Annotated in this window: 20 protein-coding genes; 8 read left to right on the top strand and 12 right to left on the bottom strand. The window is 41.3% G+C overall.

Translation table 11 applies throughout. From position 1 onward, the window contains the following. Positions 1–219: 219 nt before the first annotated feature. The 5 genes from BMW53_RS17160 to lon all read left to right on the top strand — a co-directional run bounded on the left by BMW53_RS17160 (position 220) and on the right by lon (position 6,644). Entirely contained in the window at positions 220–990 is a 771-nt protein-coding gene (locus tag BMW53_RS17160) for a Bax inhibitor-1/YccA family protein (RefSeq protein WP_038556395.1), read from the top strand. A gap of 134 nt (positions 991–1,124) precedes the next feature. Then, entirely contained in the window at positions 1,125–2,288 is a 1,164-nt protein-coding gene (locus tag BMW53_RS17155) for a GNAT family N-acetyltransferase (RefSeq protein WP_038556393.1), read from the top strand. A gap of 51 nt (positions 2,289–2,339) precedes the next feature. Continuing rightward, the gene (locus BMW53_RS17150) at positions 2,340–3,506 is read left to right on the top strand and encodes a hypothetical protein (protein ID WP_038556391.1); all 1,167 of its coding nucleotides are present in this window, start codon (positions 2,340–2,342) and stop codon (positions 3,504–3,506) included. Positions 3,507–3,662: 156 nt separating this feature from the next. Then, the gene (locus BMW53_RS17145; protein WP_038563913.1) at positions 3,663–3,926 is read left to right on the top strand and encodes a type B 50S ribosomal protein L31; all 264 of its coding nucleotides are present in this window, start codon (positions 3,663–3,665) and stop codon (positions 3,924–3,926) included. Positions 3,927–4,190: 264 nt separating this feature from the next. Next, positions 4,191–6,644, top strand: coding sequence for an endopeptidase La (gene lon / locus BMW53_RS17140; protein WP_038556389.1), 2,454 nt, complete (start codon positions 4,191–4,193; stop codon positions 6,642–6,644). A 55-nt stretch (positions 6,645–6,699) separates the two neighbouring features. On the opposite strand, the gene BMW53_RS17135 is transcribed toward lon, so the two are convergent. From BMW53_RS17135 to BMW53_RS17120, 4 genes are all read right to left on the bottom strand, one after another. Next, on the bottom strand, positions 6,700–7,536 hold the full coding sequence (locus BMW53_RS17135; RefSeq protein WP_038556387.1) for a nucleotidyl transferase AbiEii/AbiGii toxin family protein: 837 nt from the start codon (positions 7,534–7,536) through the stop codon (positions 6,700–6,702). Further along, the gene (locus BMW53_RS17130) at positions 7,529–8,158 is read right to left on the bottom strand and encodes a type IV toxin-antitoxin system AbiEi family antitoxin domain-containing protein (protein ID WP_051567621.1); all 630 of its coding nucleotides are present in this window, start codon (positions 8,156–8,158) and stop codon (positions 7,529–7,531) included. The genes BMW53_RS17135 and BMW53_RS17130 overlap by 8 nt, the downstream gene beginning before the upstream one ends. Before the next feature lie 133 nt (positions 8,159–8,291). Beyond that, positions 8,292–8,597 (bottom strand): metal-sulfur cluster assembly factor, encoded by a 306-nt coding sequence (locus BMW53_RS17125; RefSeq protein ID WP_038556385.1) that lies wholly within the window; start codon positions 8,595–8,597, stop codon positions 8,292–8,294. Between the two features lie 11 nt (positions 8,598–8,608). After that, the gene (locus BMW53_RS17120; RefSeq protein WP_038556383.1) at positions 8,609–9,031 is read right to left on the bottom strand and encodes a SufE family protein; all 423 of its coding nucleotides are present in this window, start codon (positions 9,029–9,031) and stop codon (positions 8,609–8,611) included. A gap of 164 nt (positions 9,032–9,195) precedes the next feature. Here BMW53_RS17120 and rbr point away from each other — a divergent pair, with 164 nt between their 5' ends. Further along, entirely contained in the window at positions 9,196–9,774 is a 579-nt protein-coding gene (gene rbr / locus BMW53_RS17115) for a rubrerythrin (protein WP_074781045.1), read from the top strand. A 91-nt stretch (positions 9,775–9,865) separates the two neighbouring features. Here the strand turns inward: rbr and BMW53_RS17110 are convergent, their stop codons facing one another. The 4 genes from BMW53_RS17110 to sufB all read right to left on the bottom strand — a co-directional run bounded on the left by BMW53_RS17110 (position 9,866) and on the right by sufB (position 15,063). Beyond that, on the bottom strand, positions 9,866–11,083 hold the full coding sequence (locus BMW53_RS17110) for an aminotransferase class V-fold PLP-dependent enzyme (RefSeq protein WP_038556381.1): 1,218 nt from the start codon (positions 11,081–11,083) through the stop codon (positions 9,866–9,868). Positions 11,084–11,432: 349 nt separating this feature from the next. Continuing rightward, positions 11,433–12,800 carry a Fe-S cluster assembly protein SufD gene (gene sufD, locus BMW53_RS17105; RefSeq protein ID WP_038556379.1) on the bottom strand — a complete coding sequence of 456 codons (1,368 nt, stop codon included), beginning with the start codon at positions 12,798–12,800 and terminating at the stop codon, positions 11,433–11,435. 1 nt (position 12,801) lies between these two features. Further along, entirely contained in the window at positions 12,802–13,554 is a 753-nt protein-coding gene (gene sufC / locus BMW53_RS17100; protein WP_038556377.1) for a Fe-S cluster assembly ATPase SufC, read from the bottom strand. A 63-nt stretch (positions 13,555–13,617) separates the two neighbouring features. After that, positions 13,618–15,063 carry a Fe-S cluster assembly protein SufB gene (gene sufB, locus BMW53_RS17095; protein WP_038556375.1) on the bottom strand — a complete coding sequence of 482 codons (1,446 nt, stop codon included), beginning with the start codon at positions 15,061–15,063 and terminating at the stop codon, positions 13,618–13,620. 270 nt (positions 15,064–15,333) lie between these two features. Between sufB and thiL the strand changes: the two genes are divergently transcribed. After that, positions 15,334–16,374: a thiamine-phosphate kinase gene (thiL, locus tag BMW53_RS17090; RefSeq protein ID WP_038556373.1), complete on the top strand. Its 1,041-nt coding sequence runs from the start codon at positions 15,334–15,336 to the stop codon at positions 16,372–16,374. Between the two features lie 73 nt (positions 16,375–16,447). On the opposite strand, the gene lpxA is transcribed toward thiL, so the two are convergent. The 4 genes from lpxA to BMW53_RS17070 are packed head-to-tail and all read right to left on the bottom strand — an operon-like array spanning position 16,448 to position 20,987. Then, a complete protein-coding gene (lpxA, locus tag BMW53_RS17085) occupies positions 16,448–17,230 on the bottom strand; it encodes an acyl-ACP--UDP-N-acetylglucosamine O-acyltransferase (protein ID WP_038556371.1) in 783 nt (260 codons plus the stop codon). Between the two features lie 28 nt (positions 17,231–17,258). Further along, complete coding sequence (locus BMW53_RS17080; protein WP_038556369.1) at positions 17,259–18,638, bottom strand: bifunctional UDP-3-O-[3-hydroxymyristoyl] N-acetylglucosamine deacetylase/3-hydroxyacyl-ACP dehydratase; 1,380 nt, start codon at positions 18,636–18,638, stop codon at positions 17,259–17,261. Positions 18,639–18,656: 18 nt separating this feature from the next. Further along, a complete protein-coding gene (gene lpxD, locus BMW53_RS17075; RefSeq protein WP_038556367.1) occupies positions 18,657–19,694 on the bottom strand; it encodes a UDP-3-O-(3-hydroxymyristoyl)glucosamine N-acyltransferase in 1,038 nt (345 codons plus the stop codon). A gap of 36 nt (positions 19,695–19,730) precedes the next feature. Beyond that, the gene (locus BMW53_RS17070; RefSeq protein ID WP_038563908.1) at positions 19,731–20,987 is read right to left on the bottom strand and encodes an HD domain-containing protein; all 1,257 of its coding nucleotides are present in this window, start codon (positions 20,985–20,987) and stop codon (positions 19,731–19,733) included. 268 nt (positions 20,988–21,255) lie between these two features. Here BMW53_RS17070 and rimP point away from each other — a divergent pair, with 268 nt between their 5' ends. Further along, entirely contained in the window at positions 21,256–21,720 is a 465-nt protein-coding gene (gene rimP, locus BMW53_RS17065) for a ribosome assembly cofactor RimP (protein WP_175463517.1), read from the top strand. The last annotated feature ends 11 nt before the right edge of the window (positions 21,721–21,731 follow it).

The raw sequence follows: 21,731 nt of genomic DNA, 5'->3' as shown, positions 1-21,731 counted from the left end.
TGGATGCCCCGGCGCTATCGGTCGGGATTTCACTTCGTTCAACTGGATACTGGATACTTGATACTGGATGCTTGATATTCGCAAGGCATTATTATGACAATTAACCTTCTTTAACTGCAAAGCTGTCATAACGAAACTTCGTGGCAGGTTCTTTGTTATTGTTGTCACGTCTCGGTAAAATCTAAAATAACCGGGCATTGAACGTTTAATTTTAAGAAAATGATGAATCTTTCAAAATCTTCAAATCCTGTTTTAAAAGAAAAAGCTTTTAGCAGAGATTATACCATTCAGTCGGATGTGATGACTGTAAACGGCACCGTGAATAAAACCGCATTAATGCTATTGCTGGTAATTGCCGGTGCGGTTTTTACCTGGAATAAGTTTTTTGATGCCGGCGCTACAACCATCGAAGGCGGTTTGGCAGCCGTTGGGCCGTGGCTGGCAATTGGCGGAATCGGTGGTTTTATTACGGTTCTGGTGACGGTTTTTCGACCACAGAGTTCGGGAATTTCAGCACCAATTTATGCTGTTTTCGAAGGGATGTTCCTTGGCGGAATATCAGCCATATTTGAGGCACAATATTCCAATATTGTTTTGCGTGCCGTAATGCTTACACTGGCCGTTTTTATGGTAATGTTGTTCTTGTATCGCTCGGGAATTATTAAGGTAACACAAAAATTTATGCTGGGAGTTGTTGCAGCTACAGCCGGTATTGCGCTGGTTTATTTTGTTAGTTTTATTGCCGGAATGTTTGGCGCCGAAATGTCGTTTTTATACGGTAATTCAAACCTCAGCATCGGAATTAGCCTGGTTGTTGTTGCCATTGCAGCATTAAATCTGGTGCTCGATTTTTCGTTTATCGAGCGGGCAGCAGAGTCAGGCGCTCCAAAATATATGGAGTGGTACGGGGCTTTCGGATTAATGGTAACACTAATCTGGTTGTACCTTGAGATTTTGCGTCTGTTATCAAAACTGGCCAGTCGCGATTAATAATTGAATAATATAAAATACCTCAATTCAATTTTAAGAAAAGGGACTTATCCAACTGAAAGGATAAGTCCTTTTTTTATTATTACAGACGAAGTGTTATTTTCGAACTTTATTCAATCAAAAACCAGAGAGGCATGGAGCTTATTCAGGTTACCGGTAAACGCCTGGTAGATGATTTTCATAAAGTACCGGAAATAATTTACAAGAACGATCGCAATTGGATTTCGCAGCTTCGGGTGATGATCGAAAATACGTTCGATCCGCGGAAAAACGGCCGTTTCCGAAAAGGCGATGCCCAACGTTGGGTCGTAAAAAACAAGGGGAAACTAATTGGTAGGATTGCTGCATTTTACGACGATGATTATTCTTCGGGCTACGATCAGCCTACAGGATGTTGTGGTTTTTTCGAGTGTGTAAATGATGAAGAAGCAGCATTTCTGTTGTTTGATACTGCGCGCGATTGGCTGAAAGGAAAAGGCATGGAGGCCATGGATGGGCCGGTAAATTTCGACGAGAATTTCTTTTTCTGGGGATTGCTAAAAGACGGATTTCGGCCGCAAACCTTTGGCATGAACTACAATCCGCCGTACTACAACGATTTATTTGCTGCCTATGGTTTTAAAACCTACTACGAACAATACAGTTATTCGCTCGACATTACCAATCCCGATTTGCCTGATCGGTTTTGGAAAATCGCAAAATGGGTGGCTGAAAAGCCCGGTTATTCGTTTGAGCATTTTTCGTTTAAAAACCAGGACAAGTTTATTCGCGATTTTATCGAAATTCATGAAAAAGCATGGGGCAATCATAGTAATTACAAGCCGATTAAGTTTCAGTTGCTGAAAGATCTTTTGGCGGGTGCAAAAATCATTCTCGATGAGGAATTTATCTGGTATGCTTACCACAACGGAAAACCCATAGCCTTTTTTATGCAAATACTTGATTTGAATCAGATTATACAAAAAATAAAAACCGGGAAATTGAATTTATGGCAGGCACTTCGTTTGCTGTATTTAAAAAAGCGGAAATCAATAACGCGGTGCCGGGTTATTGTTTTGGGTGTAGTTCCCGGCTACCAGGGCAAGGGAATTGAATCGGCAATTTTTCATCATCTGAAGAAAGTAATGTTGCGCAAAAAATGGTACAACGATATGGAAATGAGCTGGATCGGAGACTTTAACCCCAAGATGAATGCCATGTTTAAATCGTTTGGTGCCGACCGCACACAAACGCACTGTACACTGCGTTATTTATTCGATCGGGAGAAAGAATTTGTACGGGCACCGATTATTGAATAAAATTGGTACAATTTGTAGTTTTTTAAACTAATATTGCCACAAATTTGAGAGATGCAGCTACTAGAAGTCGTAGACAAAAAGACAAAGAAACAGTTTCACCAGGTACCGCACATCATTTACAAAAATGATCCGAACTGGGCCGCTCCTTTGCAGGGAATGGTTGAAGGAATTTTTGATCCGAAAAAGAACAAAACTTTTCGGAATGGAAAAGCTATTCGTTGGATTTTGCTTGACGATAGTGGCAAGCTGATTGGCCGGATTGCTGCATTTATCAATTTCACCCTGGCAAAAACTTACGAGCAACCGACCGGAGGCTGTGGTTTTTTTGAGTGCATCGACGATGAGGAAGCAGCCAATAAACTTTTTAAAGCCGCTGCCGACTGGAACAAAGAAAATGGCATGGAAGCTATGGATGGCCCGATTAACTTTGGCGAAAACTACGTAAACTGGGGACTGCTGGTTGATGGTTTTATGCCGCAGGGTTTTGGCATGCCTTACAATCCAAAATATTACGAAAAACTGTTTCGGGGTTTTGGATTCGAAGTGTATTTCGAGCAATATTGTTTCCATCTTGATTACACGGTGCCGTTTCCCGAACGTTTCTGGAAAATTGCGGGCTGGGTGGCTAAAAAACCGCAATATCAGTTCAAACATTTCGATTTTAAACAAACCGATAAATTTGTAAAAGACTTTTGTACGATTTACGACGCGGCGTGGTCGTTCCACGAGCATTATAAACCGCTCGATCCAGATGATTTGTATGATTTTCTTACCGAGTCGAAAGCAATTCTCGATCCGGAAATGATCTGGTTTGCGTATGCCGAAGATAAGCCTATTGCTATGTTTGTCATGATACCTGACATCAACCAGATTCTGATAAAATTGAACGGAAAGCTCAATCTGGCCGGTATTCTGAAGTTCTTTTATTACAAAAAGAAAAAGGTGATGAACCGAACCCGAATTTTCCTGATGGGGGTTGATCCAAAATACCAGCGTGCAGGAATCGAGTCTGGAATTTTCTGGCACCAGGAGCAAATAATGAAACAGAAATCACATAGGCATTACACAGAAGTTGAGTTGTCGTGGGCCGGCGATTTTAACCCGAAAATTATTGCTATTTACGAGGCAACAGGCGCTAAAAAAGCCAAAACGCATTATACCATGCGGTATATGTTCGATCGGAGTAAGAAGGTGACAAAAGCACCATTGATTTCATAGTTTTAACAACTTGTTTGATAAGCAAATAAATGAAATAAGTTTTTGGAAAGTTGCAAACAATATATATCTTTGCAGCCCGAAAATTAGAGTAGAAATATAAATTTTCGAATGGATTGCACAAGAGAGTGTAACCATTCAATAAAAAATAAAGCAAAAATGAAAAAAGACATTCATCCATCGGAATACAGATTGGTAGCATTTAAAGATATGTCGAACGGACATACTTTTATTACCCGCTCTACTGTTGATACAAAAGAGACTGAGACTATCGACGGTGTTGAATACCCGGTTTACAAACTGGAGATTTCTAACACTTCGCACCCGTTTTACACTGGTAAAACTAAACTTGTGGATACTGCAGGACGTGTTGATAAATTCATGAGTCGTTACGGTAAACACATGGAAAACAGAAAGAAATAATATTTCTTACAAATAATAGGAAAAGCATTCGTCGGATAGATGAGTGCTTTTTTTATTTCTGAACGTTCAGAAATGTCGTTCCTTCAAACTCATTAGTGCAATTTTGTCGGGTTAATTCCCCAATTCCGGTGAACAATCCGACAATGTATGCAGTCTGTTTAAATGGCATGGCAATTGCGTTATTGTAGCCTGCACATAAAACCGGCAATCTTTTGCCTGTTCTGTCGGTTTAGCGACAGAATGTCATTATAATAAATAAGAAATATGGGTAAATATAGAAATACAGCTTTTCAAACAATATACGGATCGGGAATGATGGATGGCGAATCAGACTTTCTACCAATTATTGCCGATGGCGATGACAAGGATTTAAAGAATGTGGAAGTGCCATCGGTTCTGCCAATTTTACCGCTGCGAAACACTGTATTGTTTCCGGGTGTGGTTTTGCCAATTACCGTTGGCCGCGAGCGATCGTTAAAGCTTATTCGCGATGTAAACCAGGGAAGCAAATTGTTGGGTACCGTTGCGCAAAAGGATTATACGGTTGACAAGCCCGAAGCAGGCGATTTGTACGAAATTGGCACGGTGGCCGAAATTATGAAGGTGCTGGAAATGCCCGACGGATCAACTTCTGTAATCATTCAGGGGAAACGCCGCTTTCGAATAAACGAGATGGTTAGCGAAGAGCCCTATTTTAAAGCATCCGTAGAACCGTTGGCCGATGTCACATCAAAAGATGACAATGAATTCAATGCCATTGTTGGTTCGCTGAAAGACCTGTCGATTAAGGTTGCGCAGTTTTCGGCCAATGTGCCGCCCGAAGCCACTTTTGCGGTTAAGAATATTGAGAACTCTACTTTCCTGATCAATTTTATTTGTTCGAATACCGACATTAATGTTGATGACAAACAAAAGCTGCTGGAAATTGAAAGCCTGAAAGACCGTGGTGTGCAAGCCATTAGTTTTTTGGTGAAAGAAGTGCAGATGCTGGAGTTAAAACAGGATATTCAGAAAAAGGTGAAAACCGATATGGACAAGCAACAGCGCGAGTTCATGTTAAACCAGCAAATGAAAACCATTCAGGATGAGCTGGGCGGAAATCCGGTGGAGCAGGAGATTAATGCGCTAAAAGAAAAGGCGAAAGAGAAAAAGTGGAACGAAGATGTTGACGAATTTTTTCATCGCGAGGTGGAAAAGCTGGGCCGATTGAATCCGGCAGCCGGAGAATATTCGGTGCAGTTTACGTTCTGCCAGACTTTGCTTGATTTGCCCTGGAACGAATACACCAAAGATAATTTTGATTTGAAACATGCCAGCAAAGTGCTGGACGAAGACCACTACGGACTGGAAAAAGTGAAGGAACGTATGCTGGAGCACCTGGCTGTGTTGAAATTGAAAAATGATATGAAAGCGCCGATCCTGTGTTTATATGGCCCTCCGGGAGTTGGAAAAACATCGTTGGGGAAATCGGTAGCCCGCGCCCTTGGCCGCAAATATGCCCGAATGAGTTTGGGCGGTTTACACGACGAGTCGGAGATTCGCGGACACCGTAAAACTTACATCGGTGCAATGCCGGGACGTATCATTCAGAATATTAAAAAGTCAAAATCATCGAACCCGGTGTTTATTCTGGATGAGATTGATAAGGTGTCGAAACATTTTCATGGTGACCCTGCTTCGGCACTGCTTGAAGTACTTGATCCGGAGCAAAACGGAGAATTCCATGATAACTATATTGAGCACGATTACGATTTGTCGAAAGTGATGTTTATAGCTACGGCCAACTCGTTGAGTACTATTGCACCGCCGTTGCGCGACCGTTTGGAACTGATTGAAGTAAGCGGGTACTTGTTAGAGGAAAAGGTGGAGATTGCGAAACGACACCTGATTCCAAAACAGTTGGAAAACCATGGTTTAAAGAAATCGGATATCACTTTTCCGAAAGATATTATTGAGCTGATAATCGATGGTTACACCCGCGAGAGTGGGGTGCGAGAGCTGGATAAAAAGCTGGCAAAACTGATTCGTCGTATCGCTAAAAAAATTGCTTTCGAGGAATCGTACAATAAAAAACTCACGAAAGCCGACGTACGCGAATACCTTGGTGTAACCGAGTATTCGAAAGAAAAATACCAGGGCAACGAATTTGCCGGAGTAGTTACCGGATTGGCCTGGACTGCCGTTGGTGGCGAAATTCTGTTTGTGGAAACCAGCCTCAGCAAAGGAAAAGGAGCTTTAACGCTTACCGGAAACCTGGGCGATGTAATGAAAGAGTCGGCGATGCTGGCACACGAATACCTGAAATCGCATGCTGATGAGCTGGAGGTAAATCCTGACGTTTTTGAAAAATGGAATGTACACGTTCACGTTCCTGAGGGCGCTATTCCTAAAGATGGTCCGTCGGCAGGAGTTACGATGGTAACATCGCTGGCATCGGCATTTACACAACGTAAAGTGAAGAAAAACCTGGCAATGACGGGTGAGATCACATTACGCGGTAAAGTACTTCCGGTTGGTGGTATTAAAGAGAAGATTCTTGCTGCCAAACGTGCCGGAATTACTGAAATCATTCTTTCGGAGCAGAACAAGAAAAATCTTGAGGATATTAAGGAGGCTTACATTAAAGGGTTGAAATTCCACTTTGTAAATACCATTATGGATGTGTTGGATATTGCACTGTTAAAGGCTAAAGTAGACAAGCCGATGAAGATTGAATAACCATTTATTGCAAAATGATATAGAAAAGCCGTTTGGGATATTCCTAAGCGGTTTTTTATTTTTCAAATTGCAGAAAATCAAGCAGCTGAGAAAAATATTCAGTAGACCAAATTTCCATGCTTTGTGGATTGGTAACAAAGCGGCGAACGTCTTCAATAACTTGTTCTGTTTTTGTTGTTGTAAATTTATTTTTAAGCAAATCAATAAGTTGGTCATGTGTTAAATCTTCAAATTCTGCTCCTTCGCTTTGAATGGCGCGTGCTTTAAAATGTTCAAAATTGAGCGGAATATTATTGCGAATGTACCATTCAAAGTCGTACCAGTCTCTTCCTTTAACGCGGTTTCTCCATTTGCGGAAAAGCAGCGCATGCATTTTTCCGGCAAACAACGAGGGCAGGGTGTAACAGCGTGTCATAAACGAAAAGGGGAGCAAAAGTAGTTTGTATTCGGTGCTAAAGTTTTGAGGAGGATTTTTATACACTTCAATTTTAATTTTAACAGTGGGGCTTGTGTTAAAGCGAATATTAACAATGTCGGTATTGTCTTTTAGGAACGCCGATTCAATAGCTGTAGCTTGTTTTTTCTCTTTTTTTTCAATGTTTATTGTTCTCCCAACAGCCGAAAATTCAGTTTGAATGGCTTCAAAGTAATTTTCGATCGAAAAATCGGGCCTTGCTTTCAGTAGCGAAAAATCCATGTCTTCTGAAAAGCGTGGTAGTTTATGGAAAATACGGAGGCAAGTGCCTCCGTAAAAAGCTGCATCTTCAAAGAACCCAGCCCGATTTAAACCTGCCAGGCATACCTGTTGCATCGTTTCATGCAAGGCATTGAGCCTGTCATCCTGCGTTTTTATAGAATAACGCGACAACATTTGATTAAAAATATCAGTCATTTGTCAAAGCTCTTTTCAAAAAGTTTAATTCCCGTCTTTTTCTGTTGTACTGCATACAATCGGTAATAATTTCCACATTCCAGTTGGTTCGCTCATTAATATCAATGCGCAAATCATAAAGTAAATATTCGCGGGCCGCTTTTACCGATTGAAAGCGTAAACCCGATGTGGTAATTATTAAATCGCACAGCGCTTTCTCGGGCGATGCAATTAAAAATGCATATTCCTCGTTGGCTATCACCTGATTGATTCCGATAGAAAAATAGGCTTCTGGCACCGTTATATATTCAAATATGCCGAGTGGAGTAGAATAGTTTTTAGCTCTTTTTAAGGTTGCTGAAACCATGGTATTTACCCTTTCGGGAGTGAGCCCGTGATAGGCAAGTGCACTTTCGCAAGTTACATACGACGGGCCATAAAGGTTGTTGGCAACCAGTTCTCGTGATATTTCTTTGTTGTTGAGTTGGGGATTGGCAATGTATAATCCACGTTTTAGGCGGATAATGTCGCCGGCTTTCTCCATGCTGCTTATTTTGCTGTTTGGCGCTTGGTATTCACCAATCAACTCGCGTACAACCGGTGTTTCGATTGGTATATTCGGATATGTTGAAATATTCACCATTGAAGTTCTTCCTTTTTTCGAAGATAGCTAATTATACATAGAAAATCAAATTAAAATAGATTAAATATGCAAAAATAGCTATTTTAAACGGACAAGAAAGGGTTGTAATACGAATAATACAACCCTTGTATCGTTAAAAGAATCCGAGTTCAAGCCGGGCTTCTTCGCTCATCATCGATTTATCCCACGGCGGTTCGAAGGTTAATTCTACATCAACTTTTTCTACACCTTCAACCGATTGGGCGGCCTGGGTAATATCGTCAACCAACACATCAACCACCGGACAGCCCGGTGCAGTTAGTGTCATTAAAATATTCGCCTGGTTGTTTTCATCAATATCAACATTGTAAATCAGGCCCAGGTCGTAAACGTTAACCGGAATCTCCGGGTCGTAAACCTCTTTCAGGTTATTTATTATTAAATCTATTCTTTTGTCCATTTTGTACCTCCTTATCCTGCAATCTTGCTATAAGCAACAGCGTATAAACGAATTTGTTTTACCATGGCAAGCAAACCGTTTGAACGGGTTGGCGACAGGTGTTGTTTTAGCCCAAGATCATCGATAAAGTGCAGCTCTGTTTCAAGCAGCTCTTTTGGTGTACGGCCCGAAACAACGCGTAGCAGCAGCGCCACCAAACCTTTAACGATAACTGCATCGCTCTCGCCTTTGAAATAGACTTTACCATCTTTCAATTCGGCTACCAACCACACCCGCGACTGGCATCCTTTTATAATGTTCTGGTCGTTTTTATCTTTGGCGTCAAGCGCTTCCAAATCGTTCCCCAATTCAATCAGGTATGCATATTTGTCCATCCAGTCTTCGTATATCGAAAACTCCTCAATAATCTCCTGTTGAATTTCTTCCATGCTCATAAATATCATTTTAAGAGTTAGCAAAGATCGTAATTTTCTTGTTTATGACAATATGGAATGCCTTTTATTCAGACTAATTCAAAACAAACTTTATATATAGTTTCAAAAGGCGAATTCATTATCTTTATGGTTGCGAACAGAAAAACTAAAAAATCAAGAGAAAAATGACAAAGTTAGCAGGTACAAAAACCGAACAGAATTTATTAAAAGCATTTGCCGGTGAGTCTCAGGCACGTATGCGTTACGATTATTTTGCAAAGCAAGCCAAAAAAGAAGGTTTGGAACAAATAGCCGCTTTTTTTGAAGAAACAGCAATGAACGAAAAAGAGCATGCCAAGCGTTTCTTTAAATTTTTAGAGGATGGCAACATGGTTGAAATTACAGCCACTTACCCTGCAGGTAAAATTGGTACTACCATGGAAAACCTGAAAGCATCGGCCGATGGTGAAAATGAAGAGTGGACCGAACTTTATCCTGAATTTGCCAAGGTGGCAGAAGAGGAAGGTTTTAAAGAAATTGCCATGGCTTTTAAACTGATTGCCCGTGTTGAAGAAGCGCATGAAAACCGTTACCGCACCTTGTACAACAATCTTGAAGAAGGGAAAGTATTCAAGCGCGGCGATAAAGTGGTGTGGAAATGCCGTAACTGTGGTTTTATTCACGAAGGAACCGCAGCTCCGAAATTGTGTCCGGCTTGTCAGCACCCACAGTCTTATTTTGAAATTAAAGAATCGAATTACTAGGGAAACTTTTAGTGGAATTTCCAATATGAAAAATGCCATCCGGTTGCTTGTTCATTCCGGATGGCATTTTCTTTTTAGCAGAGTTGTGCAATCAGAGCATCATAATTGCTTTATTCAGCGCCTCCATAAAAATATCGATCTCTTCTTTTGTGTTGTACATGCCAAATGAAATGCGTGCACAGGCTGTTATTCCAAAATGCTGCATAACCGGATCGGCACAATGATGGCCGGTACGGATGGCAATTCCCATTTTATCGATCAACATTCCTAAATCGTACGAGTGAATTCCATCGATATTAAAACAGATCACTCCTGATTTGTGAGGTGCTTCACCGTAAATTTTCAATCCATCGATGGCTTTTAGTTTTTCGGTAGCATATTCCAGCAGCTCGTGTTCGTGGCGGCCAATATTTTCAACGCCAATTTTGTTTACCAGATCAATTGCCGCCCCAAAAGCAGCCAAACCCGAAATGTTAGGAGTTCCAGCTTCAAACTTATAAGGTAAATCGTTAAAGGTTGTTCCGTCGAACGACACTTCCGATATCATTTGTCCGCCACCCTGATAAGGAGGCATTTCTTCCAGCCACTTTTCTTTACCGTATAAAACACCCACTCCGTTTGGTCCGTAAACTTTATGTGCCGAGAACGCATAAAAGTCAACATCTAATTTTTGCACATCAATTTTCAGGTGTGCTGATGCCTGCGCTCCGTCAACCAAAACAGCCACATTGTGTTGGTGCGCTGTTTTAATAATTTCGGCAATCGGATTTATGGTTCCCAATACATTGGAAACGTGATTAATAGCAATTAGTTTTGTCTTCGGAGTGATCAGTTCGGGTAACTGTTCTATCTCAAGCAAACCGGTGTCGTTAAACGGAAGCTTTACGATTTTTGCATTTCGTTTTCCGGCTGCAATTTGCCAGGGAACAATATTGGAGTGGTGTTCCATTTCCGAAACGATGATTTCATCGCCTTCCGAAATATACTTTTCGCAAAAGCTACTAGCCACCAGGTTGATACTTTCGGTGGCGCCTTTCGTGAAAATTATTTCTTTTCGCGAAGCGGCGTTTATAAAATGCTGTACTTTCTCGCGTACCTCTTCGTACTCAACCGTTGCTTTATCGGCCATATAGTGCGCACCCCGATGAATGTTGCCATAGTAATCGTTGTGCAGCTGCTCAAGCTTTAAAAGTACCTGAACCGGTTTTTGTGCCGATGCAGCCGTGTCGAGATAGACCAATGGTTTATTGTAAACTTTCTGCTGAAGAATGGGGAAATATGATCTGATTTTTTCGATATCGTAATTCATATATTCATTGTTTACTGAGCGGGTAACTCAGAATCATCCGCTCAGTCGATGTTATGCAAAGATGCAAAAGATTTTGTAATTTTAAGGGAATACAAATTTAATTCATACCTATTTATCTGATTCTTAATTTGCCTATGAACTTTGCGCCCGATCATATTTTTCAAATCTATTGAGTGTATTAAATGAAAAGCTATAAGTTGATTGGATGACTGGGAGTTTTCCTCGTTTAGAGATTATTTGGGGAAAAGAAATGGTGACTTGGTAAATAGTGAGTTGGCGCGGGAGTTTGGTTTGTATTAAACTTGACTTAGCAGGTGACTTCAAGTCACCTGCTAAGTTGTTTTGTATTTTAACAATCGCACTGGTAAGCACAATCGTGACAACGGGAAACTTCACCTTTCAGGCGTTTGTCAACCAGTTCGTCGATACGGTCGCGCAGTGGCTCCAGTTTGATCTCTTTTACCACTTCGTGGGCAAATGCATTCATCATCATCAGGCGTGCCTGGTCTTCGTTAATTCCTCGGGCACGCAGGTAAAACAATGCTTCTTCGTCAATCTGTCCAACTGTTGCACCGTGGCTACATTTTACATCGTCAGCATCAATAATCAGCTGAGGTTTTGTTTGCATAGTAGCTTCGTCGGTCAACAACAAATTATTGTTACGCTGGAAAGCATTTGTTTTTTGTGCATCGCGAACCACGTGTATTCTTCCGGCAAAAGCACCGGATGATTTTTCGTGGAGCACGTTTTTATACAGCTGGTTACTTTCGCAGTGCGGTGCAGCATGAATGACCTGGGTAAAATTATCAACATGTTGATTTTTGTCCATAAAGGCCATTCCAAACATATTGGCCTCGGCATTTTCGCCGTTCAACGCAAATTTCAGGTTGTTCCGAATCAATCCTCCGTGTAGCGATGCAGTGTGTGTAGTAACACGCGAATCGCGCTGCTGATCGATAAATACCGAATTGATATTTGTGGCTTTGTTATGCTGATTTTGAAGCGTGTAAAACTCCACCTCTGCATTGTTGCCGGCAAAAATTTCGGTTACCGAATTGTTCAGGTACTGGTTCAGGTTTAGCGTATGATCGCATAACAACACCTGAACTTTAGCGCCATCTTCAACCAAAATAAAATTCCGTTGAGTAGCGAATGTATCTTTTTCGTCCTGTAACAGGTTGATAATCTGAATTGGATTTTCAACCACTACATTCTTCGGAACATAAAGGAAAAAACCATCTTTGGCAAAAGCAGTGTTCAGCGCTACCATTGGGTCTTCTTCAACATTGGCCAGGCTGGCATATTTCTCCAGCAGCTCCGGTCTTTCTTTCGAAATACTGTCGAGGCTGTCGAGAATAACACCTTCGGGAAGATCTCCTTTTTCTGTCTCGTTTTTGTAGAACCAACCATTAAAAACCAGTGCCAGGTTCGTATTCAGTTGCGGAACATCGCAACGAAAAACCTCGCCCATATCGGCTTTCTTTTCCTCCCTGGTGTGGATAAATTTAAAATCGGGCGTAAAAGCCAGATTCAGGTTGGTGTATTTGTAATTTTCATTTTTTCGCGTTGGTATACCCTGCAACACAAAGTTCTGAAACGCTTTTTTTCGTTGAGCGTTCAAGATATCGGACGAGTTAGCGAAAAGTTCGTCTTTTACTTCGGTGTAATGTGCGGTATATTTTAGCGATAAATCTGTTCTGTCAACTAAAACGCTCATGTTAATTTCCGTTTTCTGATTTAATCCAGTCGTACCCTTTTTCTTCCAGATGAAGAGCGAGTTCTTTTCCTGCCGTTTTCACAATTTTTCCCTTGTAAAGAATATGCACAAAATCGGGTACAATATAATCGAGCAGGCGCTGGTAGTGGGTTACTACAATTGTTGCTCTTTCGGGCGATTTTAGCGCGTTAACTCCGTTGGCCACTGTTTTTAATGCGTCGATATCAAGTCCTGAATCGGTTTCATCAAGTATTGCCAGTTTCGGCTCGAGCAGTGCCATCTGGAAAATCTCGTTTTTCTTTTTCTCGCCACCCGAGAATCCTTCGTTTACCGAGCGGTTGGTCAATTTGGTATGCATATCAACCAAATCCATTTTTTCACGCATCAGTTTCAGGAACTCGCCGGCAGTAAGTTCTTTTAGTCCTTTGTGCTTACGGTGTGCGTTAACCGAAGTTTTCAGGAAGTTTACCATCGGTACGCCAGGAATTTCGACCGGGTATTGGAAACTTAAAAAGATTCCGTCCTTGGCACGATCTTCAGGAGATTTTTCCAGAAGATCTTCCCCTTCGTAAATAACTTCTCCGTGTGTAACTTCATATTCTTCTTTGCCGGCAAGTACGTTGGCAAGTGTACTTTTTCCTGAACCGTTAGGTCCCATAATCGCATGAACTTCGCCGGGTTTAACTTCAAGATTGATTCCCTTCAGGATTTCCATTCCTTCGACGGAAGCATATAAGTCTTTAATTTTTAACATCTTTAATCCTATACTGTTGCGGGAAAGAGCTTGAACTCTCGCCCTGAGTTATTTAAAATTTGTTTATCCTACACTACCTTCAAGACTAATTTGCAGCAGCTTTTGGGCTTCAACGGCAAATTCCATCGGAAGTTTGTTCAGCACTTCTTTTGCATAACCGTTCACAATCATTCCAATTGCAGTTTCAGTGTCGATTCCACGCTGGTTACAATAGAAAATCTGGTCTTCACCAATTTTCGATGTTGTTGCCTCGTGCTCCACAACCGACGATTTATTCCCCACTTCGATGTACGGGAAAGTGTGCGCCCCGCAAGTGTCGTTCAAAAGCAACGAATCACACTGCGAGAAGTTTCGCGAGTTGGTGGCTTTTGGCATTACTTTTACCAAACCACGGTACGAGTTTTCACTTTTACCGGCCGAAATACCTTTCGATACAATTGTTGATTTGGTGTTGCGCCCGATGTGGATCATTTTCGATCCGGTGTCGGCCTGCTGATGGTTGTTGGTAACTGCCACCGAGTTGAACTCACCGATTGAATTGTCGCCCATCAAAATACAACTTGGGTATTTCCAGGTGATTGCCGATCCGGTTTCAACCTGTGTCCAGCTGATTTTTGACGATACGCCACGACAAATGCCGCGTTTTGTAACAAAGTTGTAAATACCGCCTTTTCCGTTTTTATCTCCGGGATACCAGTTTTGTACGGTTGAATATTTTACCTCAGCTCGATCGAGTGCAATAATTTCAACAACTGCCGCGTGCAACTGATTTTCGTCGCGCATTGGTGCGGTACAACCTTCGAGGTAACTTACGTAACTGTCGTCGTCGGCCACAATAAGTGTACGCTCAAACTGCCCGGTGTTGGCTGCGTTTATCCTGAAATAAGTTGACAATTCCATCGGGCAGCGAACGCCTTTCGGAATGTAGCAGAACGAGCCATCGCTAAATACAGCTGAATTCAAAGCTGCAAAATAGTTGTCGGCAACAGGTACGGCTTGCCCCAGGTATTTTTTTACTAAATCAGGATGATCTTTTACTGCTTCCGAGAACGAACAGAATATGATTCCTTTTTCGGCCAGCGTTTCTTTGAAAGTTGTTTTTACCGAAACCGAGTCGATTACAGCATCAACAGCAACACCTGCCAGTTGTTTCTGCTCTTCAAGCGGAATTCCCAGCTTGTTAAAGGTGTCCAGCAGTTCCGGATCAACCTCGTCCAGACTTTCATATTTTGGGCCTTTTTTTGGGGCCGCGTAATAACTTATTGCTTGAAAATCGATGGGCGGAACTTTTAAATAAGCCCAGTTCGGCATTTTCATTTTCAGCCATTTCCGGTAAGCTTCCAGCCTGAAATTCAGCATGAATTCCGGTTCTTCCTTTTTGGCAGATATTAAACGAATTACGTCTTCATTAAGGCCTTTGTCGATAATTTCAGTTTCAATATTGGTAATAAAACCGTATTTGTATTCGCCTTGCGTTACGTCATTCAATATTTTATCTTGTTCTTCCATTTTCTGACTCTCTTTCTCTCTCTTGAATGATTAAAAAATTTGCGTCTCTTTTAAAGCTTGCTACTCATCTCATTTATGGTGCCGGAATGTTTTCGCTGGTATTTCTACTCCTTTAATTCCCGAAGCATAATGCCATAAATAACAGCAATTTCGATTAAATAACAACGCTTTTTTGTTCCTGTTCACGTATAAATTGCAAAGATATAAAACTATAGGTACTTTTGCAGGTGAAAAGTGTATAAAAACATACCAATTTGTCTTTTATTAACAATGAATAAAGAAAGAAAACAAACGAATATTTCAGAGCTGGGAGAATTTGGATTAATTGACCGGTTAACGAAAGCGATAACGATAAAAAACGAGAGCACGGTTAAAGGAGTTGGCGACGATGCAGCCATTCTTGATTTTAAAGAAAAACAAGTTGTTGTATCGTCTGATCTGCTAACTGAAGGGATTCATTTTAACCTGATGTATGTTCCGTTGAAGCACCTTGGCTACAAGGCTGTGGTGGTGAATTTATCGGACATTTTTGCCATGAATGCTATACCCAAACAGGTAACGGTAAGCATGGCGGTTTCCGGTAAATTTTCGGTAGAAGCTTTGGAGGAATTGTACGAAGGAATTCACCTGGCCTGCGAGCAGTATAAAGTTGATTTGGTAGGTGGCGACACTACCAGTTCGTTAACCGGATTAACGTTGAGTATTACAGCTATTGGCGAAGCTGAAAAAGGCGATATTGTAATGCGAAGCGGTGCAAAACCAAACGACATTTTGTGTGTGTCGGGCGATTTGGGGGGCGCCTATATGGGACTTCAGTTGTTGGAGCGCGAAAATGAAGTTTTTAAAGTGAACGAGAATATGCGGCCCAAACTGGATGGTTACGATTATATTCTGGAGCGCCAGTTAAAACCCGAGGCCAGGGGCGATATTATTGCGGCATTTAAACGACTGGGAATAAAACCTACTTCGATGATCGATATTTCGGATGGTTTGTCGTCGGAAATTATGCATTTGTGCAAAAACTCGGGCGTTGGTTGCAGTTTGTTTGAAGATAAAGTACCGATGGATTACCAAACCAAACAAATGGCCGAGGAGTTAAATATTAATCCTTTGGTGGCAGCTTTGAACGGTGGCGAAGATTACGAACTGTTGTTTACACTGCCGTTAGAGGATTATGAGAAAATAAAAAATGATCCTGATTTTACTGTTATCGGTCACATGACAGAGGCGGGGGAAGGCGTAAATCTGCAAACAACAGGTGGCTCGTCAATTCCGCTGGAAGCCCAGGGCTGGAACCACGGGAAATTATAGTAATAAACAATAATAAAAAAATGCCATCGGAAATCCGGTGGCATTTTTTAATTGATATTTTTTTGAATGGTAATTAATCCGGGAAATAACCACGGATAATACCACGTTTCGAGTCTTTTACAAAAAGTAAAACTTCATCGCGCTCAGGAGTTGCCGCCATTTCTGCCTCAATAATTTCAACAGCCTGTGCCGTATTCAATCCTTTTTGGTAGATGTAACGGTAAATGTCCTGTACTTCACGAATTTTATCGTTGTTGTACTGGCGGCGGCGTAAACCAATTGAGTTAATACCAACGTATGAAAGTGGTTCGCGACCTGCTTTAATAAAAGGAGGAACGTCTTTACGAACCAACGAACCGCCCGAAATCATAACGTGCGATCCGATTCTTACAAACTGGTGAACGGCAGACATGCCACCAAGGATGGCCCAGTCATCAACCTGTACCTCGCCGGCCAATTGTACATTGTTCACTAAAATAATGTTATTACCAACTTTACAATCGTGAGCAACGTGTACATAAGCCATTAAAAGGTTGTTGTTTCCAATAACAGTTTTTCCTTTTGCCGAGGTTCCTCTGTTAATAGTCACAAACTCGCGAATGGTGTTGTTGTCGCCAATTTCAACGGTTGAATATTCGCCCTGGAACTTTAAATCCTGAGGTGCAGCACCAATTACAGCACCAGGAAAAATCTTGCAATTCTTTCCAATGCGGGTTCCGGGTAAAATCGTTACGCTCGAACCAATTCTTGTCCCTTCACCGATTACAACATCATGATCAATTGAAACAAAAGGCTCGATAACTACATTATCAGCAACTTTTGCATCGGGATGGACATAAGCTAATGGTTGTTTCATTCTATACTTTTTAACTGTCTTTTAATTTCTATTTTTTTACAATCTGCGCCATAAATTCTCCTTCGGCAACAATTTTATCACCAACATATGTTGTGCCTTTCATGTTGGCAATTCCTCTTCTAATCGGCGAAGTTAATTTTAATTTAAAAATCAGTGTGTCGCCCGGAACAACTTTTTTTCTGAATTTAACATTGTCAATTCGAATAAAGTAGGTTGAAAATTGCCCTTCCTGCTTGCTTAACACGAGTAATCCTCCACACTGGGCCATAGCTTCAACCAGTAATACACCCGGCATTACCGGTTCGTCGGGGAAATGCCCCTGGAAGAAAGGCTCGTTTACCGTAACGTTTTTAATACCAATAATTTCATCCTCGTGAATGCAAACTACTTTGTCAACCAATAAAAACGGGTAACGATGCGGAAGTAGCTCCCGGATTCGGTTAACGTCCATTAATGGCTCGTCGTTCGGATTACATTTTGGAGCCGCATCAGCCTCTTTTTTTAACTGCTTTTTCAGGGTGGCGGCAAACATGGTGTTTGGCCCGTGTCCTGGCTTCGATGCAATAATTCTGCCTTTGATACGCTTGCCCAGCAAAGCCAGGTCGCCAACTACATCAAGCAATTTGTGGCGAGCACATTCGTTGTCGAAATGAAGGTCGAGGTTATTTAAAATACCCTGTGGTTTTACTTCAACACGCGGATGGTTGGTAAGATCGGCCAAACGGTCGAGTTCGTCCTGGCTTACTTCTTTATCAATAATTACAATTGCATTATTTAAATCGCCGCCTTTAATAAGGTTGTGGCTGAGCAGAAATTCAATCTCGCGAAGGAAAACAAACGTTCTGCACTCGGCTATTTCTGTTTTGAAATCCTTAATTGACTCGAGCGTAGCGTATTGATTGTTCAGCACTGCCGACGGAAACGAGATCATTACATTTAAACTGTAGTCGTTGTCGGGTAGCGCAATGATGTGCGAGCCTGACTTTTCGTCGAACATCTCGATTTTTTCGCTGATCTCGAAATAATCGCGTTCCGCTTCCTGTTCAGCAACGCCCGCTTTCTCAATGGCCTCAACAAAATATTTCGAGCTTCCGTCGATAATCGGAGCTTCTTCGTTATTTACTTCAATAAGAACGTTGTCGAGATCCATTCCCACCAAGGCGGCAAGTGCATGTTCGATTGTTCCTATGCGTGCACCATCTTTTTCAAGCAGTGTTCCTCGCGAAGTGTCGATTACCAGGTCTACATCAGCGTCAATAATTGGCTGGTGTTCCAGGTCAACACGTTTAAATTTAAAACCATGGTTCTCCGGTGCAGGTAAAAAATTCATTGTTACATTAACACCGGTATGCAAGCCTTTCCCCTCAATCTTAAAAGAGTTTTCTAATGTCTTTTGTTTTACAACCATTGAAAAGTGAAATATTTCTTAATTTTTTTTGTCTGGATTGATTGTTTTCTTTAATTGAAGCACATCGCGGCGAATTTCCGGAAGGTCTTTCAGAAGAACATAGGCGCGCATGGCCGTTCTGATTTCGATGGCCGGAGAGCCAAGAAGAGTTTGATTACTTTTAAGGTTTGAAACAACGCCCGACTGGGCACCAAGCGTAACATTATCGCCAATAGTAATGTGCCCACCCAAACCAACCTGGCCGCCAAACATACAGTTTTTACCTATTTTGGCCGATCCGGAAACTCCGGTTTGTGCAGCCATAACAGTGTTTTCGCCAACTTCAACATTATGTGCGATTTGAATGAGGTTGTCGAGTTTTACGCCTTTTCTGATAATGGTAGATTCCATTGTGCCACAGTCGATAGTAGTGTTCGCGCCAATTTCCACATCGTCTTCCAAAACGGCGTTACCAATTTGGTGGATCTTTTTGTAAGTCCCGTCCTTCTGTGGGGCAAAACCAAAACCATCGGAGCCTATCACCGCACCAGAGTGAATGATACAGCGGTTTCCGATAACACAATCGTCGTAAATTTTTGCGCCCGGGTAAAGAATACAATCGTCGCCAATTTTAACATTGTCGCCAACATGTACCTGCGGGTATATTTTTACGTTATTCCCGATTTTAGCATTGTTGCCTATGTAGGCAAAGGCTCCAACGTAACCGTCTTCACCACGCGTTGCACTTTCTGCAATGTAGCAAGGTTGTTCAATTCCCTGTTTCATACTGGCTTTTGCCTGTACATACAAATCAAGTAACGATGCAAATGCCTGGTAGGCATCATCAACCTTTATCAGGGTAGCTGAAATATCTTCTTTTGGAGAAAAACTTTTATTAACCAATACCACCGAGGCTTTGGTTTCATAAATGTAGTGCTCGTATTTCGGATTGGCAAGGAAAGCCAAAGTGCCTGGTTTTCCGTCCTCTATCTTTGAAACATTTGATACTCTTGCATCACCATCACCAACAATTTCTCCATTCAAAAAAGAGGCGATATCCGTAGCTTTAAAATCCATTATCTGTTTTTTTGGCGATGCAAATATAGGTTTTAACTAGTAAATGTCCAATTCTTTAGGATAACACACAAAATACTTCTTCACCGTTTTGGCGAGTGCAGACAAGTTTATATCCGATGCATCGTTGATTTCTTTCACTGTCCCATCCTTGTATAAAACCGAAATATTCTCGTAGTGTTTGCTGTAGGCGTTGTTGGATATAACACCTGTCATCAGGAAGTATTTTGCCAGTTCAGGATCGGAAATCAACTGTTTTCCGATTTGCTTTAAATACTTCTGCTCTTTGGTTGGGGAAATAGGTTTATCGCTGAACTTTGTACGCGGCAATTTTCGGTTGCTTATACTTTTTGCCATTTCCGACAAAACCGGATCAGGATGATTTTGCCATTCTTTTATGGAGATCAAAATGTCGTTGTCGTCGAGCAGCGTATACCACTGCAGTACATTTTTTCCTTGTATTTTAATGTTTGCATGAAAATCTTCAGGAGTGAAATTGTTTGTTAAGAAAATTTTCAGGGTGGGGGTTACAAACAATTCGCCACCGTTTGTGATGATCTCCCGGGCACGTTTCAACACATTTATTAATAGGAATTCGGCAGCCACAACCGTTTTGTGCAAATAAACCTGCCAATACATCAGTCGTCGCGAGATCAGGAATTTTTCAATCGAGTAAATTCCTTTTATATCAACCACCAGCTGGTCGTTGTGCACATTTAGCATTTTTATAATGCGATCGATACCAATGGTGCCTTCAACCACGCCGGTGAAAAAACTGTCACGGCTCAGGTAATCCAGTCGGTCCATATCCAGTTGGCTGGCAACAAGCTGGTGCAAAAACTGTTTCTTGTATTTGTTGGTAAAAACTTTAATGGCCAAATCAAGTTTGCCGTTAAACTGTTGGTTTAACTCCTGCATTAGCATCAGCGAAATTTCTTCGTGCGAAATATTTACCAGCGTATTTTCCAGCACATGCGAAAAAGGAGCATGGCCAATATCGTGCAATAAAATGGCTATGGTAACAGCTTCGGCTTCTTTTTCGGTAATTTCGTGCCCCTTTATTTTTAGCACCGAAATGGCCTGGCGCATTAAATGTACTGTGCCAATGGCGTGCTCGAAACGTGTGTGATTAGCTCCCGGAAATACCAGGTACGATAATCCCAGCTGCTTGATGTAGCGAAGCCGTTGAAATATAGGATGTTCCAGCAGATCGAATATGATGTCTGACTGGAGGTTGATAAATCCGAAAACGGGGTCGTTTATTATTTTCTTTTTATTAAGCTGGACTTGTTGCACAGTGCTGTTTTTCAATTGGATTAAAACTATAAAACTTTCGCTAATGCAAATGACAGTCTTTTTTTTAGGAAATAAAACGCAAAGGCAAGTAAAAATGAATTTGTTATGCACAGAATGCGGTTGATGATTTTTTTACTTTAAAATCAGCATTTTATGTAGGAGCGTATATTTGTTAATGTTGGATAATATTACTATTTTTGCCGAGAATTTTCTAAAAAGCGAAATTTTTAGGGGACCGTTGGTTCCCTATTTTGTTACATACAACGAAATGATAGCAAAACAAAAAGTAATAGATTTGGTGAATGAACGTCTTGATGATGAGATGTTTATTGTTGATGTGACGATAAGTTCGGCCAACGACATTAATGTGTACGTTGACGGATTTAACGGCATTACTATCGAACAATGTATTGCTGTTAGTCGTAATGTAGAGCACAATCTCGACAGGGATGAAGAGGATTTTTCGTTGCAGGTTTCGTCTCCGGGCCTAACCGAGAGTTTTAAAGTAAAGCAACAATACGAAAAATATACCGGCAAAGAAATTGAAGTTTTAACAGCCGACAATGAAAAATTGAAAGGGCTGCTTTTGGAAAACAGTGATGATGGCATAGTACTTGAAACCTCGAAACGTGAAAAAGTGGAGGGGCACAAGAAAAAGCAAATGGTAGTAAAAAAACATATTTTAAAATACGACGAAATAAAAAGTGCGAAAGCGGTTATTTCATTTAAATAAAGCGATGAAAG

Origin of the sequence: Draconibacterium orientale (genome assembly GCF_900111425.1) — a bacterium.
Classification (GTDB): Bacteria; Bacteroidota; Bacteroidia; order Bacteroidales; family Prolixibacteraceae; genus Draconibacterium; species Draconibacterium orientale.
This window is presented reverse-complemented; position numbering and strand designations above follow the sequence as displayed.

Excerpts from the sequence above, each read along its gene's own strand:
- BMW53_RS17160 (WP_038556395.1), top strand. The coding sequence starts at position 220 with ATGATGAATCTTTCAAAATCTTCAAATCCTGTTTTAAAAGAAAAAGCT.
- BMW53_RS17155 (WP_038556393.1), top strand. The coding sequence starts at position 1,125 with ATGGAGCTTATTCAGGTTACCGGTAAACGCCTGGTAGATGATTTTCAT.
- BMW53_RS17150 (WP_038556391.1), top strand. The coding sequence starts at position 2,340 with ATGCAGCTACTAGAAGTCGTAGACAAAAAGACAAAGAAACAGTTTCAC.
- BMW53_RS17145 (WP_038563913.1), top strand. The coding sequence starts at position 3,663 with ATGAAAAAAGACATTCATCCATCGGAATACAGATTGGTAGCATTTAAA.
- lon (WP_038556389.1), top strand. The coding sequence starts at position 4,191 with ATGGGTAAATATAGAAATACAGCTTTTCAAACAATATACGGATCGGGA.
- BMW53_RS17135 (WP_038556387.1), bottom strand. The coding sequence starts at position 7,536 with ATGACTGATATTTTTAATCAAATGTTGTCGCGTTATTCTATAAAAACG.
- BMW53_RS17130 (WP_051567621.1), bottom strand. The coding sequence starts at position 8,158 with ATGGTGAATATTTCAACATATCCGAATATACCAATCGAAACACCGGTT.
- BMW53_RS17125 (WP_038556385.1), bottom strand. The coding sequence starts at position 8,597 with ATGGACAAAAGAATAGATTTAATAATAAATAACCTGAAAGAGGTTTAC.
- BMW53_RS17120 (WP_038556383.1), bottom strand. The coding sequence starts at position 9,031 with ATGAGCATGGAAGAAATTCAACAGGAGATTATTGAGGAGTTTTCGATA.
- rbr (WP_074781045.1), top strand. The coding sequence starts at position 9,196 with ATGACAAAGTTAGCAGGTACAAAAACCGAACAGAATTTATTAAAAGCA.
- BMW53_RS17110 (WP_038556381.1), bottom strand. The coding sequence starts at position 11,083 with ATGAATTACGATATCGAAAAAATCAGATCATATTTCCCCATTCTTCAG.
- sufD (WP_038556379.1), bottom strand. The coding sequence starts at position 12,800 with ATGAGCGTTTTAGTTGACAGAACAGATTTATCGCTAAAATATACCGCA.
- sufC (WP_038556377.1), bottom strand. The coding sequence starts at position 13,554 with ATGTTAAAAATTAAAGACTTATATGCTTCCGTCGAAGGAATGGAAATC.
- sufB (WP_038556375.1), bottom strand. The coding sequence starts at position 15,063 with ATGGAAGAACAAGATAAAATATTGAATGACGTAACGCAAGGCGAATAC.
- thiL (WP_038556373.1), top strand. The coding sequence starts at position 15,334 with ATGAATAAAGAAAGAAAACAAACGAATATTTCAGAGCTGGGAGAATTT.
- lpxA (WP_038556371.1), bottom strand. The coding sequence starts at position 17,230 with ATGAAACAACCATTAGCTTATGTCCATCCCGATGCAAAAGTTGCTGAT.
- BMW53_RS17080 (WP_038556369.1), bottom strand. The coding sequence starts at position 18,638 with ATGGTTGTAAAACAAAAGACATTAGAAAACTCTTTTAAGATTGAGGGG.
- lpxD (WP_038556367.1), bottom strand. The coding sequence starts at position 19,694 with ATGGATTTTAAAGCTACGGATATCGCCTCTTTTTTGAATGGAGAAATT.
- rimP (WP_175463517.1), top strand. The coding sequence starts at position 21,256 with ATGATAGCAAAACAAAAAGTAATAGATTTGGTGAATGAACGTCTTGAT.